17 protein-coding genes are annotated in these 19,210 nt (G+C 68.0%); 9 read left to right on the plus strand and 8 right to left on the minus strand.

Going from position 1 to position 19,210, the window contains the following annotated elements:
• Entirely contained in the window at positions 1-501 is a 501-nt protein-coding gene (locus B9Y70_RS01250) for a hypothetical protein (protein ID WP_143337456.1), read from the plus strand.
• 19 nt (positions 502-520) lie between these two features.
• On the plus strand, positions 521-2,299 hold the full coding sequence (locus B9Y70_RS01255) for a BCCT family transporter (RefSeq protein ID WP_085548429.1): 1,779 nt from the start codon (positions 521-523) through the stop codon (positions 2,297-2,299).
• An 18-nt stretch (positions 2,300-2,317) separates the two neighbouring features.
• On the opposite strand, the gene B9Y70_RS01260 is transcribed toward B9Y70_RS01255, so the two are convergent.
• From B9Y70_RS01260 to B9Y70_RS01285, 6 genes are all read right to left on the minus strand, one after another.
• Complete coding sequence (locus tag B9Y70_RS01260; protein ID WP_085548430.1) at positions 2,318-3,301, minus strand: LLM class flavin-dependent oxidoreductase; 984 nt, start codon at positions 3,299-3,301, stop codon at positions 2,318-2,320.
• Between the two features lie 114 nt (positions 3,302-3,415).
• A complete protein-coding gene (gene brnQ, locus B9Y70_RS01265; protein ID WP_085548431.1) occupies positions 3,416-4,720 on the minus strand; it encodes a branched-chain amino acid transport system II carrier protein in 1,305 nt (434 codons plus the stop codon).
• Between the two features lie 68 nt (positions 4,721-4,788).
• Positions 4,789-5,847: a hypothetical protein gene (locus tag B9Y70_RS01270; protein WP_085548432.1), complete on the minus strand. Its 1,059-nt coding sequence runs from the start codon at positions 5,845-5,847 to the stop codon at positions 4,789-4,791.
• Positions 5,848-5,849: 2 nt separating this feature from the next.
• Positions 5,850-7,628, minus strand: coding sequence for a maltose alpha-D-glucosyltransferase (gene treS, locus B9Y70_RS01275; RefSeq protein ID WP_085548433.1), 1,779 nt, complete (start codon positions 7,626-7,628; stop codon positions 5,850-5,852).
• A gap of 85 nt (positions 7,629-7,713) precedes the next feature.
• Entirely contained in the window at positions 7,714-8,835 is a 1,122-nt protein-coding gene (locus B9Y70_RS01280; protein WP_085548434.1) for a MalY/PatB family protein, read from the minus strand.
• Positions 8,836-8,845: 10 nt separating this feature from the next.
• A complete protein-coding gene (locus B9Y70_RS01285) occupies positions 8,846-10,714 on the minus strand; it encodes an ABC transporter ATP-binding protein (RefSeq protein WP_085548435.1) in 1,869 nt (622 codons plus the stop codon).
• 125 nt (positions 10,715-10,839) lie between these two features.
• Here B9Y70_RS01285 and B9Y70_RS01290 point away from each other — a divergent pair, with 125 nt between their 5' ends.
• From B9Y70_RS01290 to idi, 4 genes are all read left to right on the plus strand, one after another.
• Entirely contained in the window at positions 10,840-11,358 is a 519-nt protein-coding gene (locus tag B9Y70_RS01290; protein ID WP_085548436.1) for a hypothetical protein, read from the plus strand.
• A gap of 112 nt (positions 11,359-11,470) precedes the next feature.
• Positions 11,471-12,082, plus strand: coding sequence for a DUF3558 family protein (locus B9Y70_RS01295; protein WP_143337457.1), 612 nt, complete (start codon positions 11,471-11,473; stop codon positions 12,080-12,082).
• A gap of 178 nt (positions 12,083-12,260) precedes the next feature.
• The gene (locus tag B9Y70_RS12575; protein WP_159449762.1) at positions 12,261-13,730 is read left to right on the plus strand and encodes a TrbL/VirB6 family protein; all 1,470 of its coding nucleotides are present in this window, start codon (positions 12,261-12,263) and stop codon (positions 13,728-13,730) included.
• A gap of 52 nt (positions 13,731-13,782) precedes the next feature.
• Complete coding sequence (gene idi, locus B9Y70_RS01310) at positions 13,783-14,337, plus strand: isopentenyl-diphosphate Delta-isomerase (protein ID WP_085548440.1); 555 nt, start codon at positions 13,783-13,785, stop codon at positions 14,335-14,337.
• On the opposite strand, the gene B9Y70_RS01315 is transcribed toward idi, so the two are convergent.
• Together B9Y70_RS01315 and B9Y70_RS01320 are read right to left on the minus strand one after the other, a co-directional pair.
• Positions 14,326-15,513 carry a hypothetical protein gene (locus tag B9Y70_RS01315; RefSeq protein WP_143337459.1) on the minus strand — a complete coding sequence of 396 codons (1,188 nt, stop codon included), beginning with the start codon at positions 15,511-15,513 and terminating at the stop codon, positions 14,326-14,328. The two genes, idi and B9Y70_RS01315, sit on opposite strands and share 12 nt — an antisense overlap.
• The gene (locus B9Y70_RS01320) at positions 15,513-16,808 is read right to left on the minus strand and encodes a carboxylesterase family protein (RefSeq protein WP_085548442.1); all 1,296 of its coding nucleotides are present in this window, start codon (positions 16,806-16,808) and stop codon (positions 15,513-15,515) included. The genes B9Y70_RS01315 and B9Y70_RS01320 overlap by 1 nt, the downstream gene beginning before the upstream one ends.
• A gap of 28 nt (positions 16,809-16,836) precedes the next feature.
• Between B9Y70_RS01320 and B9Y70_RS01325 the strand changes: the two genes are divergently transcribed.
• From B9Y70_RS01325 to B9Y70_RS12845, 3 genes are read left to right on the plus strand one after another with little or no spacing between them, the layout of a single operon-like run.
• The gene (locus B9Y70_RS01325; RefSeq protein WP_085548443.1) at positions 16,837-18,849 is read left to right on the plus strand and encodes a M3 family metallopeptidase; all 2,013 of its coding nucleotides are present in this window, start codon (positions 16,837-16,839) and stop codon (positions 18,847-18,849) included.
• A gap of 11 nt (positions 18,850-18,860) precedes the next feature.
• Positions 18,861-19,034: a hypothetical protein gene (locus B9Y70_RS12840; RefSeq protein WP_162841643.1), complete on the plus strand. Its 174-nt coding sequence runs from the start codon at positions 18,861-18,863 to the stop codon at positions 19,032-19,034.
• Between the two features lie 20 nt (positions 19,035-19,054).
• Positions 19,055-19,195, plus strand: coding sequence for a hypothetical protein (locus tag B9Y70_RS12845; RefSeq protein ID WP_143337460.1), 141 nt, complete (start codon positions 19,055-19,057; stop codon positions 19,193-19,195).
• Positions 19,196-19,210: the final 15 nt, after the last annotated feature.

The raw sequence follows: 19,210 nt of genomic DNA on the forward strand, positions 1-19,210 counted from the left end.
ATGGACACCCTCCGACTGCGGACCTCCGCCCGGCACCTGGCGACCAGCCGGGTGGTCGTCGTGTTCGTGCTGTTCCTCGTGGTCCTCGTTCCGCTGCTGCTGGGGTTGCTCGTCGCCGCCCGGGCCTCACGGTGGCCGGAACTCTTCCTCCTCGCGGCCGCCGCCCCCGCCCTCGGCCTCGGGGCCGCGGGAATCATGCTGGTCCTGCGCCTGTGGCGGCGCTCCCGCCCCGTCCTGCTTATCGACGACCACGTCACCCTCCCCGACACCGGCATCCGGTTTCCCGTCGACCGGCTCGCCCACCTGCAGCTCTACACCCGGGGCGGGGTGCCGCACCTGGTGCTCCTGCCCGCGCACGTGCCCGAGCGCGGGCCCTCCCGAGCCGTCGCCCCGTACACGGTGGCCTTCCCCGTCGGCGCCAACTACCTGCCGTACGAGCTCGTCGACCTTCTGCTGCGGAGGGTGAGCGGAGTGGGCGTCGATAGGCTCGGAACCATATGAGGCCTGACATTATGGATGCATGACATCCAGAAAATTCCGGCTCGAATCAGATCCGTTCGTGCTCCTCGGTGCCGTCGGCTTCATCGTGGTCTTCGTCATCGGCACGATCGCCCTCGGGGAGACGGCCCAGGTGGCGTTCGCGGACGTTGCCGACGGACTCATGGCCAACCTCGGCTGGTTCTACATCGGCGGCGTGTCGATGGTGTTCATCTTCCTCATCGTCGTGTTCGTCTCCCGCTTCGGACGGGTGAAACTTGGTGACGACGAAGCCGACGCCGAGTACCCGCTGCCCGTGTGGTTCGCCATGCTCTTCGCCGGCGGTATGGGCGCGACCCTCATGTTCTGGGGCGTGGCCGAGGCCATCAACCACGCCTGGAACGTGCCCATGGCCAACGCGGAACGCATGAGCGACGCCGCCATCCACCAGGCCTTCGCCTTCACCTACTACCACTTCGGCATCCACATGTGGGTCATCATGACCCTGCCCGGCCTGGCGCTGGGCTACTTCATCTACAAGCGCAAACTTCCACCGCGCCTGTCCAGCGTGTTCGCCCCGCTGCTCGGCGGCCGCATCTACGACTGGCCCGGCAAGATCATCGACATCGTGGCGATCATCGGCACCATCTTCGGCATCGCGGTGTCCGTCGGACTCGGCGTCCTGCAGATCAACGCGGGCATGAACATGCTGTGGGGCGTGCCGCTGGTGAGCTGGGTGGAGATGGCCATCATCGCCTTCATCACACTCGTCGCCTGCATCTCCGTGGCCTCCGGCCTCGACCGCGGCATCAAGATCCTCTCCAACCTCAACATTGGCCTCGCCGTGCTGCTCATGCTCTTCATCCTCGTCACCGGGCCGACGCTGACGCTGCTGAAGTTCATCGTCGAGTCCTTCGGCATCTACGCCTCGACCATGCCGGAGCTCATGTTCTGGGTCGACTCCTTCAGCCACAACCCCGGCTGGCAGGGCACGTGGACCGTGTTCTACTGGGCGTGGTCCATCTGCTGGTCGCCCTACGTGGGCATGTTCATCGCGCGCATCTCCCGCGGGCGCACGGTGCGCGAGTTCATCGGCGGCGTCCTCCTGCTGCCGACGCTGTTCGTCACCATCTGGTTCGCCATCTTCGGCCGCGCGGGCATCGAGGTCGAGCTGGACAACCCCGGCTACCTCACCGGGCCCGTCGTCGAGGAGGGCAACGTTCCCTTCGCGCTCTTCGGCCTGCTCGAGGCCTACCCCCTCACCGCCGTGACGGCCGTGCTGGCGATGGTGGTCATCGTCCTGTTCTTCGTCACCTCCATCGACTCCGCGGCACTGGTCGTCGACATGTTCGCCACGGGTGAGGAGGAGAAGACCCCCACCTGGTACCGCGTCGGCTGGGCCCTGTCCATCGGGGCGGTCACCGGATCCCTGCTGCTCATCTCCCCGGAGACGGGCATCGCCACCCTGCAGGAGGTGGTCATCATCGTGGCGCTGCCGTTCTTCGTCATCCAGATGATCATGATGTACTCCCTGTTCAAGGGCATGCTCGACGACTCCGCCGCGCCGAAGCAGCTGCGCACCCGCCAGTGGGAGAAGACCGACACCGCCGAGAAGCTCCTCGCCAGCGAGGCCCGCCCCTCCCCGGGCTTCGACGCCGAGGGCAACCCCCTGCCCGTCCCGGTCCTCGAGCACGACGAGGAGGGCAACATCGTCATCCCGGGCAACGTCGTCATCGGGGGCGACCTCATCACCGACGAGGCCGCCGAAATGGAGGAGAACTTCCGCATCATCGAACAGACGCGGCCCCGCCCCGTCGACTAGGGAGGCGGCAAAGTACACCTAGAGTCCCCAGGCCTCGGCGAGGATCTCCATGCCGCGGGTCGTCTCCGCCTCGGAGGTGCCCTGCAGCGAGATCATGAGCTCGTCGGCCTGCGCGGTCTCCCGGAAACCCTCCAGGTAGTCGCGGACCTGGTCGCCGGTGCCGACGGCCGTGTAGCGGAGCATGTCGATGATCTGGCGGCCCTGGTGGGACTCGATGATCTGGTCGAGCTGGTCGTCGGTGAGCGGGCGGCCGCGGCCGGCCATCGACTTCACCCGCTGGCGGTAGACGCCCTCCAGCTGGCGGGCGGCGTCGGCCGCGGAATCGGAGGCGACGACGTTGACCGCCGCGATGACATAGGGCTCCGAGTACTTCTCCGAGGGCTGGAAGTTCTCCCGGTACGTCGACACCGCGTGCTCCAGGTGGGTGGGCGCGAAGTGGGACGCGAAGGAGTAGGGCAGACCCAGCTGCGCGGCGAGCGTTGCACCGTAGAGGGAGGACCCGAGGATGTAGAGCGGCACGTTGGTACCGGCGCCGGGGATGGCGTCCACCCCGGGAATCCGCGACCGGCCGGCGAGGTAGCCCTCCAGCTCCATGACGTCCTGGGGGAAGTGCTCGGCGGCGTTCGCGTTACGACGCAGCGCACGCCCCAGGGTGTTCATGTCCGTGCCCGGTGCGCGCCCCAGTCCGAGGTCGATGCGGTCGGGGTAGAGCTCAGCGAGGGTGCCGAACTGCTCCGCCACAACGTAGGGGGAGTGGTTGGGCAGCATGACGCCGCCGGAGCCGAGGCGGATGGACTCGGTGTGTGCACCGACATGGGCGATGACCACCGCGGGGGCCGACGACGCGATGTGCGGCATGTTGTGGTGCTCCGCGTACCAGATGCGGTGGTAGCCGAGCTCCTCCGCGCGTCGGGCCATCTCCACCGAACGTCGCATGGAGTGACGGGCGGTTTCACCGGGGTAGATATGGCAGAAATCAATGAGCGAAAGGGGAGTGGACATGCCACCAGACTACCGATCGGGGGGCCGACGGATCGTCTCCTGCCGTTGCGGCAACCACCTCAAACTGGGCGGCGGCCTTTTTCACCAGCGCGCGAGGACCACTGAGGCCCGGAGCTACGCCGGTTGCAGGGCTTTCTGCCGGGAGTCGATGAGCGCTCCAATGACCAGCGCGATGACGGTGGGCAGGACCCAGCCGAGACTGAGGTCGTGCAGCGGGGACCAGGCGACGAGCGGGTCGACGCCGAGGGTGACCAGTGCGGACCAGATGACGGCGGTCCAGATGGGGAGGCGGAAGATCCAGCGCATCGTGATGCGGTGGTGCAGCAGCGGCTGCAGGAGGGTCACCGCGATGAGGGCGATGGCCGGGGGGTAGATAAAGCCGATGACGGGGGCGGCGACGGACAGGACGGTGTCCAGGCCCATGGTCGCCAGGGCGAAGGAGAGCAGGGTGAAGCCGATCGCCCACGCGCGGTAGGAGATGCGCGGCACGAGGACGTGGAAGAACTCACTGGTCGCGGCGATGAGGCCCACCGCGGTGGTGAGGCAGGCCAGCAGGACGATGAGCCCGAAGATGACCTGGCCGGTGGAGCCCATGGCGAGGTTCGCGGCGTCGGACAGCAGGCCCGCACCGTTGTCGTAGAGGGACGGGTCGGGGATGATCTGGCCGATGACGCCCAGCGAGACGTAGATGACACCCAGCAGCAGGCCCGCGCCGAGACCGGCGAGGATCGTGCCGCGCACCAGCGGGGCACCGGTGGGGACGCCGGAGCTCTTCAGCGCGGAGATGACGATGATGCCGAACGCCAGGGATGCGATGGAGTCCATGGTGAGGTAACCCTCGAGCAGGCCGGTGGCCAGGGGAGCGGTGGCGTACTTCTCCGCCGGGGCACCCGGTGAGCCGTCGAACGTGGTCACGGCGATGACGACGAGGACGGCCAGCAGGGCGAGCAGAGCCGGGGTGAGGAACTTGCCCAGGTTCTTCACGATGGACCCGGGGTTCCACGCCAGCAGCAGGCCCACGCCGAAGAACACCGCGTTGAACGCCGCGGACGCGAGGACCGAGTCCCAGCCCGTGATGGGCTGCAGGGCCGTCTCGTAGGCGACGGCACCGGTGCGCGGCAGAGCGTAGAAGGCACCGATGGCCAGGTAGGCGACCACCGGGAAGACGAGGCCGAAGATCCGGCCACCCCGGAACGCCAGGTCCCGGAGGTTGTCACCGGAGATGGCGATGGCGATGATGCCGAGCACCGGCAGCAGCACGCCGGTGCCGAGGAATCCGAGCATGGCCGGCGTGAAGTTGGTGCCGGCCTCGACGCCGAGCATCGGCGGGAAGATGAGGTTGCCCGCCCCGAAGAACATCGAGAAGAGCATGAAGGCGGTGACGAGCAGGGTCACGCCCAGACTGGTGCGGGATCGCATGGGCACATCCTGATGGGTATTGGTGATATCTCAACCCAACGTACTACCCCGACGTGCCCCCGCAGAAACTAGCCCAGGATCCGCCGCACCGCCGCCAGCGGGATGTCGACCCAGTCGGGCCGGTTGTCCGATTCGTAGACGACCTCGTAGAGGGCCTTGTCGAGGACGTAGGCGTCGAGAAGCAGGGAGCGCTCCACGCCGTACCCCTCGAGGAAGGCGTCCCCGGCGGCCTCCGCCCACTCGGGCCCCGCGCCCGCGACGTGCGCCGCGTAGTCGAGGGATCGGAGAATGCCGGCCACATCGCGCAGCGGCGAATCCGGGCGGCGGCGCTCGGCCAGCGGCCGGGCGGGCTCCCCCTCGAAGTCGATGAGGATGTAGGTGTCCGGGGTGCGCAGCACCTGACCCAGGTGCAGGTCACCGTGGACGCGCTGCACGTCCACCTCGTCGCCGAGCCCCTCGTAGAAGGCCCGGGCACGGTCCGCGAACTCCTCCAGCACCGCGGCCCGGCCCACCAGCTCATCGAGGGAGCGCAGGAAGGACGGCTTATCGACGCCGACCGGGAACGCCCCCGCCAACGCCTCATGGACGCACCGGGTCGCCTCGCCGAGCAGCGAGGCCTCCGGGCCGAAGGGTGCGGCGTGGGAGGCGAAGCCCAGGGCGTAGCGCCAGCCGTCGTCGGCGTCGGGCACGAAGTCCTGCACCATCGCCAGGGTGTGCTCCTCACCGTCGATGGTCTCCGACACCCAGTCCCGCACCGGGGCGATGTTGGGGCAGTCGGCGATCCGCGACAGCAGCTCGACGTCCGGGTTGAGGCCCGGCTCGAGGTGGCGGAAGACCTTGACCATCCGGTCGTCGACGATGAGCGAGGTGTTCGACTGCTCACCGTCGATGGCCTTCGCCTCCCCCTGCGGCAGGTGACGCGCCGCGAGGTAGAGCTCCGGTGAATCGTGGAGGATGTCGTGGCCGTCGGCGTCGACGAGCACCTGGTAGAGGTGTCGACCGTTGACCCGCAGGATGAGCAGGCGGGCATCGCCCGCCGGGGTCTCGGAGACGATGTCAACCGCATCGACGGGCTCGGACTTGGCGCCGTAGAAGCGGGCGTCGGCAAGCATGCGTGTCAGATCCATGATCACTCCTTGGAGATGTCGAACCAGAAGTACGCGTGCGGCGCCAGGGTCACCACCCACGGGTAGTGCCTGATCGGCGGGAAGGACTCGCCACCGGAGAGCTCACGCGGGACGACGCCGGAGAACTCCGACAGATCCAGCGACACGGCCTGCGGGCGGTCGGAGAGGTTGTTGACGCACAGGATCGTCTCGTCCTTGTGCTCACGCAGGTAGGTGAGCACGGCCTCGTTCTCCGAGTCGACCTCCCGGTACGTGCCCAGACCGAACGCCTTGTACTGCTGGCGCACCTTGATCTGGCTGCGCACCCAGTGCAGCAGGGAGTTGTCGCGCTTCATGGCGTTCTCGACGTTGACCGTCTGGTAGCCGTACTGGTCGTTCTGGATCGCCGGCAGGTAGAGACGCTCCGGGTCGGCCTTGGAGAAACCGCCGTTGCGGTCGTTCGACCACTGCATCGGGGTGCGCACGCCGTCGCGGTCGTAGAGCCAGATGTTGTCGCCCATGCCGATCTCGTCGCCGTAGTAGAGCACCGGCGAACCCGGCAGGGACAGCAGCAGGCCGTGGACCAGCTCGAGCTTGTTGCGGTCGCCGCCCAGCAGGGGAGCGAGGCGACGGCGGATGCCCACGTTAGCGCGCATCCGCGGCTCACGCGCGAAGTGCTTGTACATGTAGGCGCGTTCCTCGTCGGTGACCATCTCGAGGGTGAGCTCGTCGTGGTTACGCAGGAAGATGCCCCACTGGGCGGTCTTCGGGATCGGCGGGGTGTCCGCCAGGATCTCCGAGATCGGGGTGCGGGACTGCTGGTGCACACCCATGAAGATGCGCGGCATGACCGGGAAGTGGAAGGCCATGTGGCACTCGTCGCCGATCTCCGGCTCACCGAAGTACTCGACGACGTCGTCCGGCAGCTGATTCGCCTCGGCGAGCAGCACGCGGCCCGGGTACTCGTCCTCGATGACGCCACGGACCTGCTTGAGGAACTCGTGGGTCTCCGGCAGGTTCTCGCAGTTCGTGCCCTCCCGCTCGTAGAGGTAGGGGACCGCGTCGAGACGGAAGCCGTCGAGACCGAGATCCAGCCAGAAGCGCATGACGTCGAGCATCGCGGCGCGCACCGGCGGATGGTCGTAGTTGAGGTCCGGCTGGTGGGAGAAGAAACGGTGCCAGAAGTACTGCTTGCGCACCGGATCGTACGTCCAGTTGGACTCCTCGGTGTCGATGAAGATGATGCGGGCGTCCGAGTACTCGTCATCGTTGTCGCGCCACACGTAGAAGTCACCGTAGGGGCCCTCCGGGTCACGACGGGACTCCTGGAACCAGGCGTGCTGGTCGGAGGTGTGGTTCATCACCAGGTCGGTGATGACGCGGATGCCACGCTTGTGGGCCTCGTCCATGAGCTCGACGAAGTCGTCGACCGTGCCGAACTCCGGCAGCACCTCGCGGAAGTTGCGGATGTCGTAGCCGCCGTCGCGCAGCGGGGAATCGTAGAAGGGCGGCAGCCAGATGCAGTCGATGCCCAGCCACTGCAGGTAGTCGAGCTTCTGCGTCACACCCTGGAGGCAGCCGGAGCCGGTGCCCTCCGGGTCGTAGAAGGCGCGGACGAGGACCTCGTAGAAGACGGCCTCCTTGTACCACTCGGGTTCCGGGCGCTCCCAGGGGGCGTCACCGGGAGCCGGGGTCGGGGTCTCGAACTCCTCGGACCCCGGCTCGACGAGATAGCCCTCGGCGTCGGTCTTCGGGCGCGCCGGGGTCTTGTCCGGTTCCGGTCCCTCACCCAGGGGGCCCATGGAGAGCCCGGGGCCGTGTGGGCCGGTCGTCGAGACGGGGGGATCGTCGTATCGCTCTTCGGTCATGCAATCCAGGGTAGGGAAATCACAGGGAGAGTGCAGACTCCATCCGTGCGACCGCCTCCTCCAGGATCTCCCGCGACGTGGCGAAGTTGAGCCGCGCGTGGTGCAGACCACCGGGGCCGAAGTGCAGCCCGTCGTTGAACGCCACCTTCGCATGCTCCCGCAGCCAGATCGCCGGACGCTCGTGATCACCGATCGCCGTCCCCGAGAAGTCCAGCCACATGAGGTACGTCGCCTCCGGGTTGCTCACCTTCAGCCCCGGGATGCGTTTCGGCAGTTCCGCGACCAGCCAGTCGCGGTTGGATTTGAGGTAGGCGACCTGCTCGTCGAGGAAGTCCCCGCCCTCGCGGTAGCAGGCGATGGCCGCCCAGATGCCCAGGGTGGAGGTGCCGTCCTTGGCCACGCCCGTCATCTTCTTCCACGTGTCCAGGTCGGCGGGGTTGGAGAAGATCATCTGCGCGCACTTCAGTCCCGCGATGTTCCACGCCTTGGAGGTGGCGGTGACGGTGATGCACACGTCGGGGTTGATGCCCGCCGCGCACACGTGGGCACCGTCGTAGACGAGCGGGGCGTGGATCTCATCGACGAGGACGCGGGCGTCGTAACGCTGGGCCAGGTCGCACAGCTGCTCCAGGAACTGGGCGTCGAGCGTGTAACCCAGTGGGTTGTTCGGGGCGCACAGCAGGATCGATCCGGCCCCCTCCGCGAACTGCTTCTCGACGTCGCCGAGGTCGATGCCGTCGTACGCGTCGATGTGGTGCATCCTCCGGCGGGTGGCCTCCGGCAGCTCGAGGAACGGCGGGTAGGCCGGCACCGGCACGATGACGCCCGAGTCGGGGCGGGTCATGTACTCGATGGCCAGGGCCAGGCCGCGCACCACATCGGGCACCGCGACGACCATCGCCGGGTCCGGGCGCCAGCCGTAGCGCTCGGCGTAGAAGTCCGACACCGCGTCCGGCAGGTCGGAGATCGCCGGGGTGTACCCGAAGGATTCCCGGTCGATGGCGTCGGCGATCGCCTGCTTCACGGGCGGGCAGGTGAAGAAGTCGCTCTCCGCGATCCACAGGGGCAGGATGTCATCGTCGTAGACCGTCCACTTGCGGGTGCGACGGTCCTTGAGCTGGTCGAGGGTGGGGAACTGCATGCCAGACAGATTAGTCCTCTTCCTCCTCCTCGTGGCCATCGACGACCAGCCCGTACTTCTTCAGGCGGGCCCGGTCGGCCGCGGAGGACGACGCCGTGAGCTGCAGGAGTTCGGCGTAGATGCCGCCGGAGGAGGCCAGCTCGTCCGGTGAACCTATTTCGTCGACCTCGCCCTCCCGGAGGGTGACGATGGTGTCCACGTTCGCGATCGTCGACAGGCGGTGCGCGATGATGAGCGTCGTGCGGTCCTTCATCAGTTCGTCGAGACCCGCCTGGACGGCGCGCTCAGCCTTGGTGTCGAGGGCGGACGTCGCTTCGTCGAGAAGCAGGATCGGCGCGTCCTTGAGCATGGCGCGCGCCACGGCGACGCGCTGCTTCTGGCCGCCGGACAGGCGCAGGCCGCGCTCACCGATGACGGTGTCGTAGCCGTCCGGGAAACGCATGATGAAGTCGTGCGCGTTGGCGCGGCGGGCGACCTCGACGATCTCCTCCTCGGTGGCGCCGGGACGGCCGTAGGCGATGTTCTCGCGGACCGTCCCGGAGAACAGGGCCGCCTCCTGGAAGACGACACCGACGCTGGCGCGCAGCTCCGCGGCGGACAGGTCGCGGACGTCGCGGCCGCACACCTGCAGGCGACCCTCATCCACCCGGTACAGGCCGAGCAGCAGGTTGACCAGCGTGGACTTGCCGCCACCGGACTCGCCGACGAGCGCGATCTTCTCCCCCTCGCGGGCCTCGAAGGACACGTTGCGGATCACCGGATCGCCCTCGGTGTAGGCGAAGGTGACGTCGTCGAAACGCATGACCGGGGCGGCCGCCGGCAGGGGCGGCACCGGGGTGAGGTCGAGGACCGGCACGCCGGAGGCCTCGGTGGCGGCGATGAGCTCCGCGTTGGCGGTCGGCTCGAACTCCTCCTCCATCACCTTGAAGTAGTCCTTGGAACCGGCCATCGCGCGCTGCGCGGCATCGACGATCCAGCTCATCATGTGCACCGGCTGCTTGGCCATGTTCACCAGCTGGATGAGCATGACCATGTCACCCAGCGAGAACTCGCCGCCCAGGGTGCGGAAGAACAGCACCAGGTAGATGCCGAAGAAGATGAGGTTGAGCGCCGCCCCGCGGGCGGTGTCCATCGAGTGCCACCAGCGCGACTGCGGGCGGGTGATGTCCACCGTCTTCCCGTAGCGGCTGCCGAAGTCGTCGAGCTCGCGGACCTCGGAGACGAAGGACTTCACCACCTTCACCTGGCCGATGACCTCCGCGAAACGGCCGTTCGCCAGGTCGATCTGCTCGTTCTTCTTCCCCTCCAGCTTCTGCCAGCGGCGCGACGTCAGCGTCGTCAGCCACATGTACACCGGGAACAGCAGTGCCAGCAGGATCGTCAGCGGCCAGTAGTACCAGGCCGTGATCGCCAGCACCGCCACCACCTGGATGAGCATGGGGAAGAAACTGTTGGAGAAGGACTGCAGGAACTGCGTGATCGACGTGATCGAACGGTCCAGGCGGGCGATGACCGTGCCGGTCACCTGATTGTCGAAGTACCGTTGCGGCAGCGCCAGCAGCTTCGCGTAGTAACGCGTCGACAGGATCTGGCGCATGCGCATGGCCATGACGTCGCCGATGTACCCGCCGACATTCGTCATGGCGGTGTTGAGCAGATCAGCGACCAACAGGGCGACGGCCAGCCACAACAGCGTCATGGTGACATCCGCGACGGGGACATCCCCGTGCACCGCCGAGACGATCGTGTCCGTCGCCTCCCGCAGAATGAACGGGGAGACCAGGGCCAGAGCCGCCGCGGCAGTGGAGATGAGCACCACACCGAGGTAGTACGGCCACAGCGCCGAGGCACTGCGGATGATGCGGGCGAGAGAGTTCAACGTTCTCCAAATCTATTTTTGTTGACGGAACATGCGTCCCGGGTTGCTCGCGCGACACGATGATGCCGCTGGTTAGACTGAGAGCTACTCCGCACATCTTAGGCCGGTACGAAAGGCAGGCAATCGTGTCCCGACTCCGCCCCGCCCTGGTGATCCTCGCATCCTCCGCTCTTCTCGTCGCCTGCGGCGGTGACGCCGATGAGGCAGCCGAAGAGAGCATCGTGGTCACCACCTCCGAAACCCCGGAGGCACAGGCGACCATGATCGACCCGATCGAGGCGGAGACACTCCGCGGATCCACCGAGGACCCCGGGCTGGGCGTCGAATGGACCTACCAGGGTGTGCGCTCCGGCCAGACCGGCGGCAGCGTCATCACCATGCTCGTGACCAATCTCAACGACGAGCCCCTCCCGCCCGACGCCATCCCGCAGCCGACCCTCACCTACAACGCCGGCGGCGGCAGCATGACCGACGCCGAGCCCATCGCCAACGAGGACACCGTCCTCCCCCTCGGCCTGGACCTCCCCCTGGGCCCCGGCGCCTCCACCAACCTGCGCTACGCCTTCACCGTCAGCCCCGGCAACCTGTGGGACGCCGAACTGCAGGTCGGCAACGTCATCTGGGACGGCAACCTCAACTTCTAGGGGAGCCGGAAAAGAATCTTCCCCACCGAGGGAACCTTTCGGCCGTTTTCGGAGTCTAAGTGTGTCGGGTGCGGAAACCCTCCGCACCCTCGACCACACCAGAGGGGACTCCATGCCCGCCCGCCGACTCCTGCCCTGCGTCCTCGGGGCCGCACTGCTCACCGCATGCGGTGACACCACCGACACCACCGACACCACCGAGCCGCTTATCGACGCCCCGTCAACCACCCTCACCACCCCGCCAACTCAGGCCCTCGAACTCGGTGAGTTCGACCCCGAGGGGGACTTCCAGGTGTTTGACCCGTGCACCGAAATCCCGGCCGAGGTGCTGGAGGCGGCGGGGTTCGAACGTAGCGAGAGAGAACCGTTCGTTGATCCCGGACGGTCCATCACCTGCTACTACCGGGACACAGAGCTCAGTGCATACGGATTCTTCGGAATCTCGGGGGACAGGATCGCAGAGGAACTCATTGAGGGCCAGGGGTTGATGCTTCGGATTGATGTCGAGTCCAATTACCCGTCGATGTACTGGCACAGCATGGGATCCTCAAAGCCTGACGAATGCAGTGCTGCGATTCCGACAACTCGAGGGCGTGTGGTTGTGGATCATGTAGAAGCTTCGACCGTCGAAGACCTCGCCGTGTTATGTGGCCGAGCTACCGAAAAGCTAGAGACCATTCTTCAATTCTTGGGGGAGAACAATGGAAATGTTGATCGATCATGATTCCATCTTGGATGGGGTTGGCCAGCTAAGAGAGCTGGGAAATCGCGCCCGTCAGGCCTCGAACGACGCGCTTCGAGCCACACTCAACGCCAGCTTTTCCGGGGTGTCGGGGCTGGACCAGCTCGGCGGTAATCACGGTGGCGTGATCAACGGGGGACTAGGTTCGGCGATTGCGGTGATGCAGTCGTATGCGGAGCAGGTGGAATGGCTCAGCGGTGCGCTGGCGGCCAGCTATCAGGCACTGACGGGACAGAACGCCTTTGTCGCTCGTGGCATGGACATCGCTGATGAAGGTGGCGCGGTGGGGGAGGACGGGGTGAGTTTCCCGCCGCGCCCGCGTCCGCGGTTCGACAGTTTCACGTTCGTGCCTCCGGTGGTGACTCCGGCGTTGTCGATCAATCAGCTCAACATGGACTTCTCTGCGACCCGGATCGGCGAGCTCGTGCAGGCCTCCCAGATGTGGCACCGGATGTCGGCGGATGTCTCCTCGATCGCCGGTGAGCTGCAGGCGGTGGCGTCGGATCTCGGTTCGCGGAATCGGGGCGATGTCATTGAGGCGGCGATCGGGAAGGTCGCGGAGGTGGCGCGGGCCGGGGAGACCTTTGCCGCGAATTCGACCGTCATGGCGCAATCGGTGGAGAGGGTGAATGTGGTCCAGCAGCAGGGTGCCCTGACCGTGGCGATGGCGATGCCGGCGATCAACGCGATCCTGGATCCGGTGGCGCGGGCTGCGGCGGAGCAGTCGTTCCTCATGTCGTTCCCCGCCAGCTACACGCCGGCGGTGGCGACGGGTGTGCCGCCGATCCGCAACCTCATGGTCATGGACCCGGCTCCCGACGGGGGAGGCGAGGTGGCCCTGGGCATGGGGCACGTGGAGGGGACCGGATCGAAGCACAACGCGTCCGGGCTGCGCGCGCCGGGTGCCCCGCTGGAGGCGCTGACCTCGCTGCAGCGGGCGATGGGTGCGGGTGACTTCGGCACCGTGCAGGCGGGGGTCGATGATCTGGCGGGAGTCAACGGGGCACCGTTGGATTCCGTGGTGCGTGGTGCTGATGTGGGCACGACGGCGGCGTCGACCGGCACGCTGACCGCCCCGCCCGGCATCGGTGCCCCGGGTCTGGTGCCCTCCGGCGCTGGTGCCGGTGGCGCAGGGGTCAGCCTGCCGGGGCCGATGGGTGGCCCGATTGCCACAGGCGGTCCGTTGGGTGGTCTCGGGCAGAGCCCGACGAGCACGGCCGGGGCGGGGCGCACGCCGCTGCCGGGTGGTATGCAGGCCACGGGCGGTGTCGGGCCGGTGGGTTCGGCTGCGGCGGCTGGCCGGCCGGGGGTCGGACGGCAGTCAGGCGGAGCCCAGGCCGCCGCCGGCCTGCCGAACGGGGTGGCCGGCACCCTCCTGCCGGGCGGTGCACCGGCCGCCGGAATGGCGAATGGGGCGGTGGGCACGGCGGCGTCGAGAAGCGGTGGTGGAACGGCACCCCGCGGGATGATGCCGATGATGGGTGCGCCGATGGCCGGGCAGGCGCAGGGCAAGCAGTCGAAGGTGAAGTCGGTGACCTCGGCGGTGGAGGAGGAGACCAACGTCGCGGCGCTGCTCGGGGAGCGACCGGCCGTGGTGCCGGGAGTGATCGGGGCGTGGGCGCGCGGTTGACCTCGATAAACGGGCATTAGGGCAGGGAGGAGGTCCTGGGTAGGGTGGGGGCATGACTCACGACGTTGAACTGGTGGTCCTGGCCGACGAGCACGGTGAGGCGACCGGTACCGCGCCGAAGGCCACCATCCACACCGCGGACACCCCCCTGCACTTCGCCTTCTCCTGCTGGCTGCTCGACGCGCAGGGACGGCTGCTCATGACCCGCCGCGCCCTGTCGAAGAAGACGTGGCCGGGCGTGTGGACCAACAGCTACTGCGGGCACCCCGGCCCCGGGGAAAGCAACGAGGACGCCGTTGCCCGCCGCAGCGTCGAGGAGCTCGGATTCGCGCCGGGCGCGGTCACCGACATCACGGCGGTGGTGCCGGAGTTCCGCTACCGGGCGGTGGATTCGAGCGGGATCGTCGAGAATGAGTTCTGCCCGGTGTTCGTCGCCCGCCTGCGGGAGGGGGCTCAGCCCGCGCCGCGGGAGGATGAGATCGACTCCCTGGCCTGGGTGGACCCGCGCGACCTCATCGCAGCGGCCGACGCCGCCCCCTTCGCGTTCAGCCCCTGGCTCGTCGAGGAGCTCAGTGACCGGCGACTGCGGGACGCGCTACTGCGCTGACCGGAGGAACTGCGACGGGGACATGGTGTCCCGGGTGGGCAGCGCGTTGTCGCGGAACCAGTCGAGGAACTCGAATGGCAGCTCCGGGCGGCCGTCGGGGCGGGACGAGTGGTCCGCGGCCTCCTCGCAGGCGCGGTCCAGGACGAAGGCACTGAACAGGGCGGTCATCATCGGATCGCCGTAGCCCTCGAAAATGGCGGCCATCGCCTTGATGCACCACAACTTGTTGCCCTCGCACGCCCAGAACAGAGAGCGCTGCAGCGTCGCCAGGTCCTCCAGCGGGGAACCCAGGCGGGCGCGTTCCTCCATGGGGAGGCGGACGTCGCCGGCCCAGCCGCCGATGACCCACCGCTCGTCCTCGTCCAGCCACATCTGCCGGAGGTTGACGTTGCCGTGGATGCGGTGGATGAACATCTCGCCCCGGATGCTGCGGTACCAGTCCCGGATCCAGGGGGCGTACTCCGTCAGTCGGGGAGTGGCGTTGGTGAACGCGTCGAGGCGCTCCTCCAGACGCCCCGTGACGGTCTCGGCGGGGGCCCACTCGTAGGGGAAGGCCATGAGGAAGGAATCGTGGATGAAACGCAGCGTCTGCCCCAGATCGAGGCCCTGGGAGTGGGTGAAGACCTGCGCGGCGATACCCATCCTGGTGTACTCGAGGGCGTTCATGCCGGTGGGCAGGCGGCGAACTGAACCGAGGACGTAGCGCTTTCCGTCGTGCTCGAAGTCGATGTGGGCCAAGAGCTCGGGGGAGAAGCGCCCGGTGATGGTCCGGAGCATCTCCACCTCCACCGGGATGCCCGGCCACACGTGGCGGTAGATGGTGAGCACGTAGGTCTCACCGTCGCCGGCCCCGAGATAGAGGTCGACCCGGTAGTCGGTGCGGGTGTGGCGCACGTAGGAGAGGCTCTCGGGGATGCTGCCCAGGAACACACCGGCACCGATGCCGTCGCCGCTGGTGAGGTGGTCGCACAGCAGCTCACCGGCGGCGAGGTCCCCGGACCGCAAGAAGTCGCCGTCGTCGTCCATGAGGCACTGGTAGATCGAATCGTCCTCGGGGTCGTCACTGGTGAAGATGACGTGGTGGCCCCCGGGGATCGGTCCAGAGGTGAGGCGGATGAGGTCGCCGAAATCGGGAACGGCGTCACCGTACGCCGTCATCGATTCCCGATCTCCCATCACACCGGCCCTTTCGTGAAAGCTTCCCGCACCATCCGGAGCGGATCACCCGCCAAACGTACGCTAGCCGTGTCAAGTGTGATCTCTCGGGTCCAGCGTCCTGTCCGCTCATCGTAGTCGGGCCAGTCGGGGGTGATCCCGTGGGCGAAGTCCACGAGCAGGTCGCGGGCGGGGTGGGACCCGGCGTCGGTGACCCCGAACATGGGGGAGATCTCCGCGCAGTGCAGAGCCGGACCGTGGTCGGCGGTGAACTCCACCATCCACACCGGGCCCGGGACCTCGTCCCCGGCCTGGGAGACCCAGCGGCGGTTGGCGGCGTCACCGATGAGGCGCCCCATGGGGCGGGCCGGGTCGATCGCCTCGGCGGCGCGCAGGTAGTCGGCGACGGAGCCCCGCACGCCCATGCGCCGGGCGAGCAGGCGCACCATCGACCGGCCCCAGCCCCGGGCGTCGACCTTGCGTCCGGCGGGCATCTCGTAGTGTTCGTCGCGGGTGCTGGTGAGCAGCAGCGGCATGTCGGAGAGTTCCGCGCCGTCGAATCCCGTCGGGCCGAGCGCCATGTCCAGGCCGTGGATGCCGCGGAAGCGGACGTACGCCTTGCGCAGGACCTCCGGTTTCTCCTCCGCGAGTCGGGTCAGCTCCGCGCGGGTGACGGGCCTGCCCAGGACCATGCGCAGCGAACCTTTGCGACGTTCGAAGCTTTCCCGGGGGAAGCACGGGGACATGGCGACCGCCCGTCGAAAAGCGCCCCGGTAGTGGTCGCGGCGCATGAGCCACAGCGCGACGGTGGCGCCGGCGGACTGGCCGAGGAGGGTGACGTTGGTGGGGTCCCCGCCGAAGGACTCGATGTTGCGCTGCACCCACTCCAACCCCAGCTGGCAGTCGTCGATGCCGCGGAAGTGGTCCGGCTCATCGTCGTGGAAACGGGCGAAGCCCTGCAGCTTCGTACGGTAGCCGATGTGGACGGTGATGATGGCGTCGCGGGCGTTGGCGGCCCCGTCGGCGCGGCGGTCCCCATGGGTGCCGTGCTCGAAGCGGCCGCCGTGGATGTAGACCACCACGGGCAGGTCGGACAGCTCCCGCGCATCGGACGGGGTGACGACGGACAGGGCGATGGTGTCGGGGCGGTAGACCGTGGCGTCGACCAGCCGACGGTCGGTGAGCCGCTCTGCGTCCTCGAACGGGCCCGGGATGCGGGAGTAGGGGATCGAGTGGAAACGGTTGATCTCCCCGTCAGTGACCCCGGTGATCTTGCCGGCGGGGCAGGTGACGGTCACACGCGCGTGGTCGGTCATGCGTCCAACGGTACTAGGCTCGTCGGACATGACCTCGAATCCGTTGCTCACCCCGTCCGCTCTGCCCTACGAACTCCCGGACTTCCGGGAGATCCGCCTCGAGCACGCCGTTGCGGCGATCGACACCGCGCTGGAGGAGCAGCGCGCCGAGATCGCCGCCATCGCCACCAACGGGGACGCCCCCACATGGGAGAACACGGTCGAGGCCCTGGAGACCTCCGGCGCCACCCTCGACCGGGTCACGTCGTGGCTGTTCAACCTGCAGGGCACCGATTCGACGGAGGAGATGGATGCCGCGATCTCCCGTATCGTCCCGCAGCTGTCGGCGCACTCCGACGCGATCTACCAGAATGAGGCCCTCTACCAGCGGCTTCTCGACGTCCCCGTCCCCGACGACGCCGAGTCCGCCCGCCTCCACGACCTCCTCGTCCGCCGCTTCACCCGCCGCGGCGCGGACCTCGACGCCGCGGGCAAGCAGCGCCTCGCGGAGATCAACCAGCGCCTGAGCACCCTGTCCGAGTCCTTCGGCCGGCAGCTCCTCGCCGACACCCGCGATCTTGCCGTGCTCTTCGACGACCCCGCCCATCTCGCCGGCCTCAGCCAGGCGCGTATCGACGCCGCCCGCGCCGCCGCCGAGGCCGCCGGCCGGGAGGGCTGGCTCATCCCCATCGAGCTGCCCACCGTCCAGTCCGACCAGCTCATCCTCGAGCACCCCGCGGCCCGCGCCCGCCTCTACGAGGCCTCCCAGCGCCGTGGCGTCGACTCCAACCGCGACAACCTCCTCGAGCAGGTCCGCCTGCGCGCCGAGCGGGCCCGCCTGCTGGGTTTCGACACCCACGCCGACTACGTCATCGCCGAGGAGACCGCCGGCACCGCCGACGCCGCCCGCCAGCTGCTCTTCGATCTCGCCCCGGCCGCCGCCGCCAACGCCGACGCCGAGCGCAAACTCGCCGGGGAACTCGCCGACACCGAGCTGTCCGCCGCCGACTGGCCCTACTGGCAGTCCCAGGTCCGCGAGCGCGACTACTCCCTCGACGAGGAGGAGCTGTCGCGGTACTTCCCGCTGCGCCAGGTGCTCGTCGACGGTGTGTTCCACGCCGCGCACCTGCTCTACGGCATCACCGTCGAGGCGCGGGAGGACCTGCACGGGTACTCCGCGGGCGTCGACGTGTGGGAGGTCCGCGACGCCGACGGCACCGGCCTCGGCCTGCTGCTCACCGACTACCGGGCGCGCCCCTCCAAGCGCGGCGGCGCATGGATGAGCTCCTTCGTCGGGCAGTCCGGCCTGCAGCAGCGACGCCCCGTCGTGGTCAACGTCATGTCCATCACCCACCCCGTCGACGGTTCCGAGCCGCTGCTCACCATCGACCAGGTGACCACCCTCTTCCACGAATTCGGTCACGCCCTCCACGGCCTGCTCTCCGACGTGCGCTACCCGACGCTCGCCGGCACCAACGTCCCCCGCGACTGGGTGGAGTTCCCCTCCCAGATCAACGAGAACTGGGCCTTCGACCCGGACATCGCCCGCCATTACGCCCGCCACGTCGACACCGGCGAGGTCATCCCGCAGGAGCTTCTCGACGCCGTCATCGACGCCCGCCAGTTCGGGCAGGGCTTCGCCACCTCCGAGTACCTCGCCGCCGCCATCATCGACCTGGCGTGGCACTCGCTCACCCCGGAGCAGGCGGCCGCGGTGACGTCGATAAGCGAGTTCGAGCAGGCCGCCCTCGAGGAGGCGGGCCTCGTCGTCGACGAGCTCGCCCCGCGCTACCGCTCCACCTATTTCAACCACATCTTCGGCGGCGGTTACTCCGCCGGCTACTACTCCTACCTGTGGGCCGAGGCGCTCGACGCCGACGGCTTCGACTGGTTCCGTCAGGCTGAGGACCTGCGCGACGCGGGTGAGAAGTTCCGCGAGCACATCCTCTCCCGCGGCGCGTCGCTGGACTACAACGATGCTTTCCGACGCCTCCGCGGACGCGACAAGGACGTCACCCCGCTGCTGCGACGTCGTGGACTCGCCGGAGTCGACCTGGGGTAGATTGATCCCACATGGACGCCGTCACCCAGTTTCTGCTCAGCGCCCCGCTGTGGCTGCAGATCCCTCTGGTGATGGCTGTCGCTGTTCCGCTGGCCACGGTGGGTGCGGTCGCGCTGGTGCGCATCGTCGACACCGTGTCGCTGGCGGCGGAGCGGGCCTGGCGGGCGACCGTCGGCGACAACTGATACGCACACGAAGGAGAACCATGGCCAACCCCGAGGAACTGCGCAAAGAGGATCAGAAGCTGCCCAAGGCCAAGCGCAAGTACCCGCAGTCGCGGGTGACTCAGTCGCTGTGGGTGCTGCTGGCCATCGTGCTCATCGCCTGGCTGATCTCGCTGCTCTAGAGGCGACCGGCAGCC

This window comes from Corynebacterium pollutisoli (assembly GCF_900177745.1).
Classification (GTDB): Bacteria; Actinomycetota; Actinomycetes; order Mycobacteriales; family Mycobacteriaceae; genus Corynebacterium; species Corynebacterium pollutisoli.

Excerpts from the sequence above, each read along its gene's own strand:
- B9Y70_RS01250 (WP_143337456.1), top strand. The coding sequence starts at position 1 with ATGGACACCCTCCGACTGCGGACCTCCGCCCGGCACCTGGCGACCAGC.
- B9Y70_RS01255 (WP_085548429.1), top strand. The coding sequence starts at position 521 with ATGACATCCAGAAAATTCCGGCTCGAATCAGATCCGTTCGTGCTCCTC.
- B9Y70_RS01260 (WP_085548430.1), bottom strand. The coding sequence starts at position 3,301 with ATGTCCACTCCCCTTTCGCTCATTGATTTCTGCCATATCTACCCCGGT.
- brnQ (WP_085548431.1), bottom strand. The coding sequence starts at position 4,720 with ATGCGATCCCGCACCAGTCTGGGCGTGACCCTGCTCGTCACCGCCTTC.
- B9Y70_RS01270 (WP_085548432.1), bottom strand. The coding sequence starts at position 5,847 with ATGGATCTGACACGCATGCTTGCCGACGCCCGCTTCTACGGCGCCAAG.
- treS (WP_085548433.1), bottom strand. The coding sequence starts at position 7,628 with ATGGGCCCCCTGGGTGAGGGACCGGAACCGGACAAGACCCCGGCGCGC.
- B9Y70_RS01280 (WP_085548434.1), bottom strand. The coding sequence starts at position 8,835 with ATGCAGTTCCCCACCCTCGACCAGCTCAAGGACCGTCGCACCCGCAAG.
- B9Y70_RS01295 (WP_143337457.1), top strand. The coding sequence starts at position 11,471 with ATGCCCGCCCGCCGACTCCTGCCCTGCGTCCTCGGGGCCGCACTGCTC.
- B9Y70_RS12575 (WP_159449762.1), top strand. The coding sequence starts at position 12,261 with ATGCAGTCGTATGCGGAGCAGGTGGAATGGCTCAGCGGTGCGCTGGCG.
- idi (WP_085548440.1), top strand. The coding sequence starts at position 13,783 with ATGACTCACGACGTTGAACTGGTGGTCCTGGCCGACGAGCACGGTGAG.
- B9Y70_RS01315 (WP_143337459.1), bottom strand. The coding sequence starts at position 15,513 with ATGGGAGATCGGGAATCGATGACGGCGTACGGTGACGCCGTTCCCGAT.
- B9Y70_RS01320 (WP_085548442.1), bottom strand. The coding sequence starts at position 16,808 with ATGACCGACCACGCGCGTGTGACCGTCACCTGCCCCGCCGGCAAGATC.
- B9Y70_RS01325 (WP_085548443.1), top strand. The coding sequence starts at position 16,837 with ATGACCTCGAATCCGTTGCTCACCCCGTCCGCTCTGCCCTACGAACTC.
- B9Y70_RS12840 (WP_162841643.1), top strand. The coding sequence starts at position 18,861 with ATGGACGCCGTCACCCAGTTTCTGCTCAGCGCCCCGCTGTGGCTGCAG.
- B9Y70_RS12845 (WP_143337460.1), top strand. The coding sequence starts at position 19,055 with ATGGCCAACCCCGAGGAACTGCGCAAAGAGGATCAGAAGCTGCCCAAG.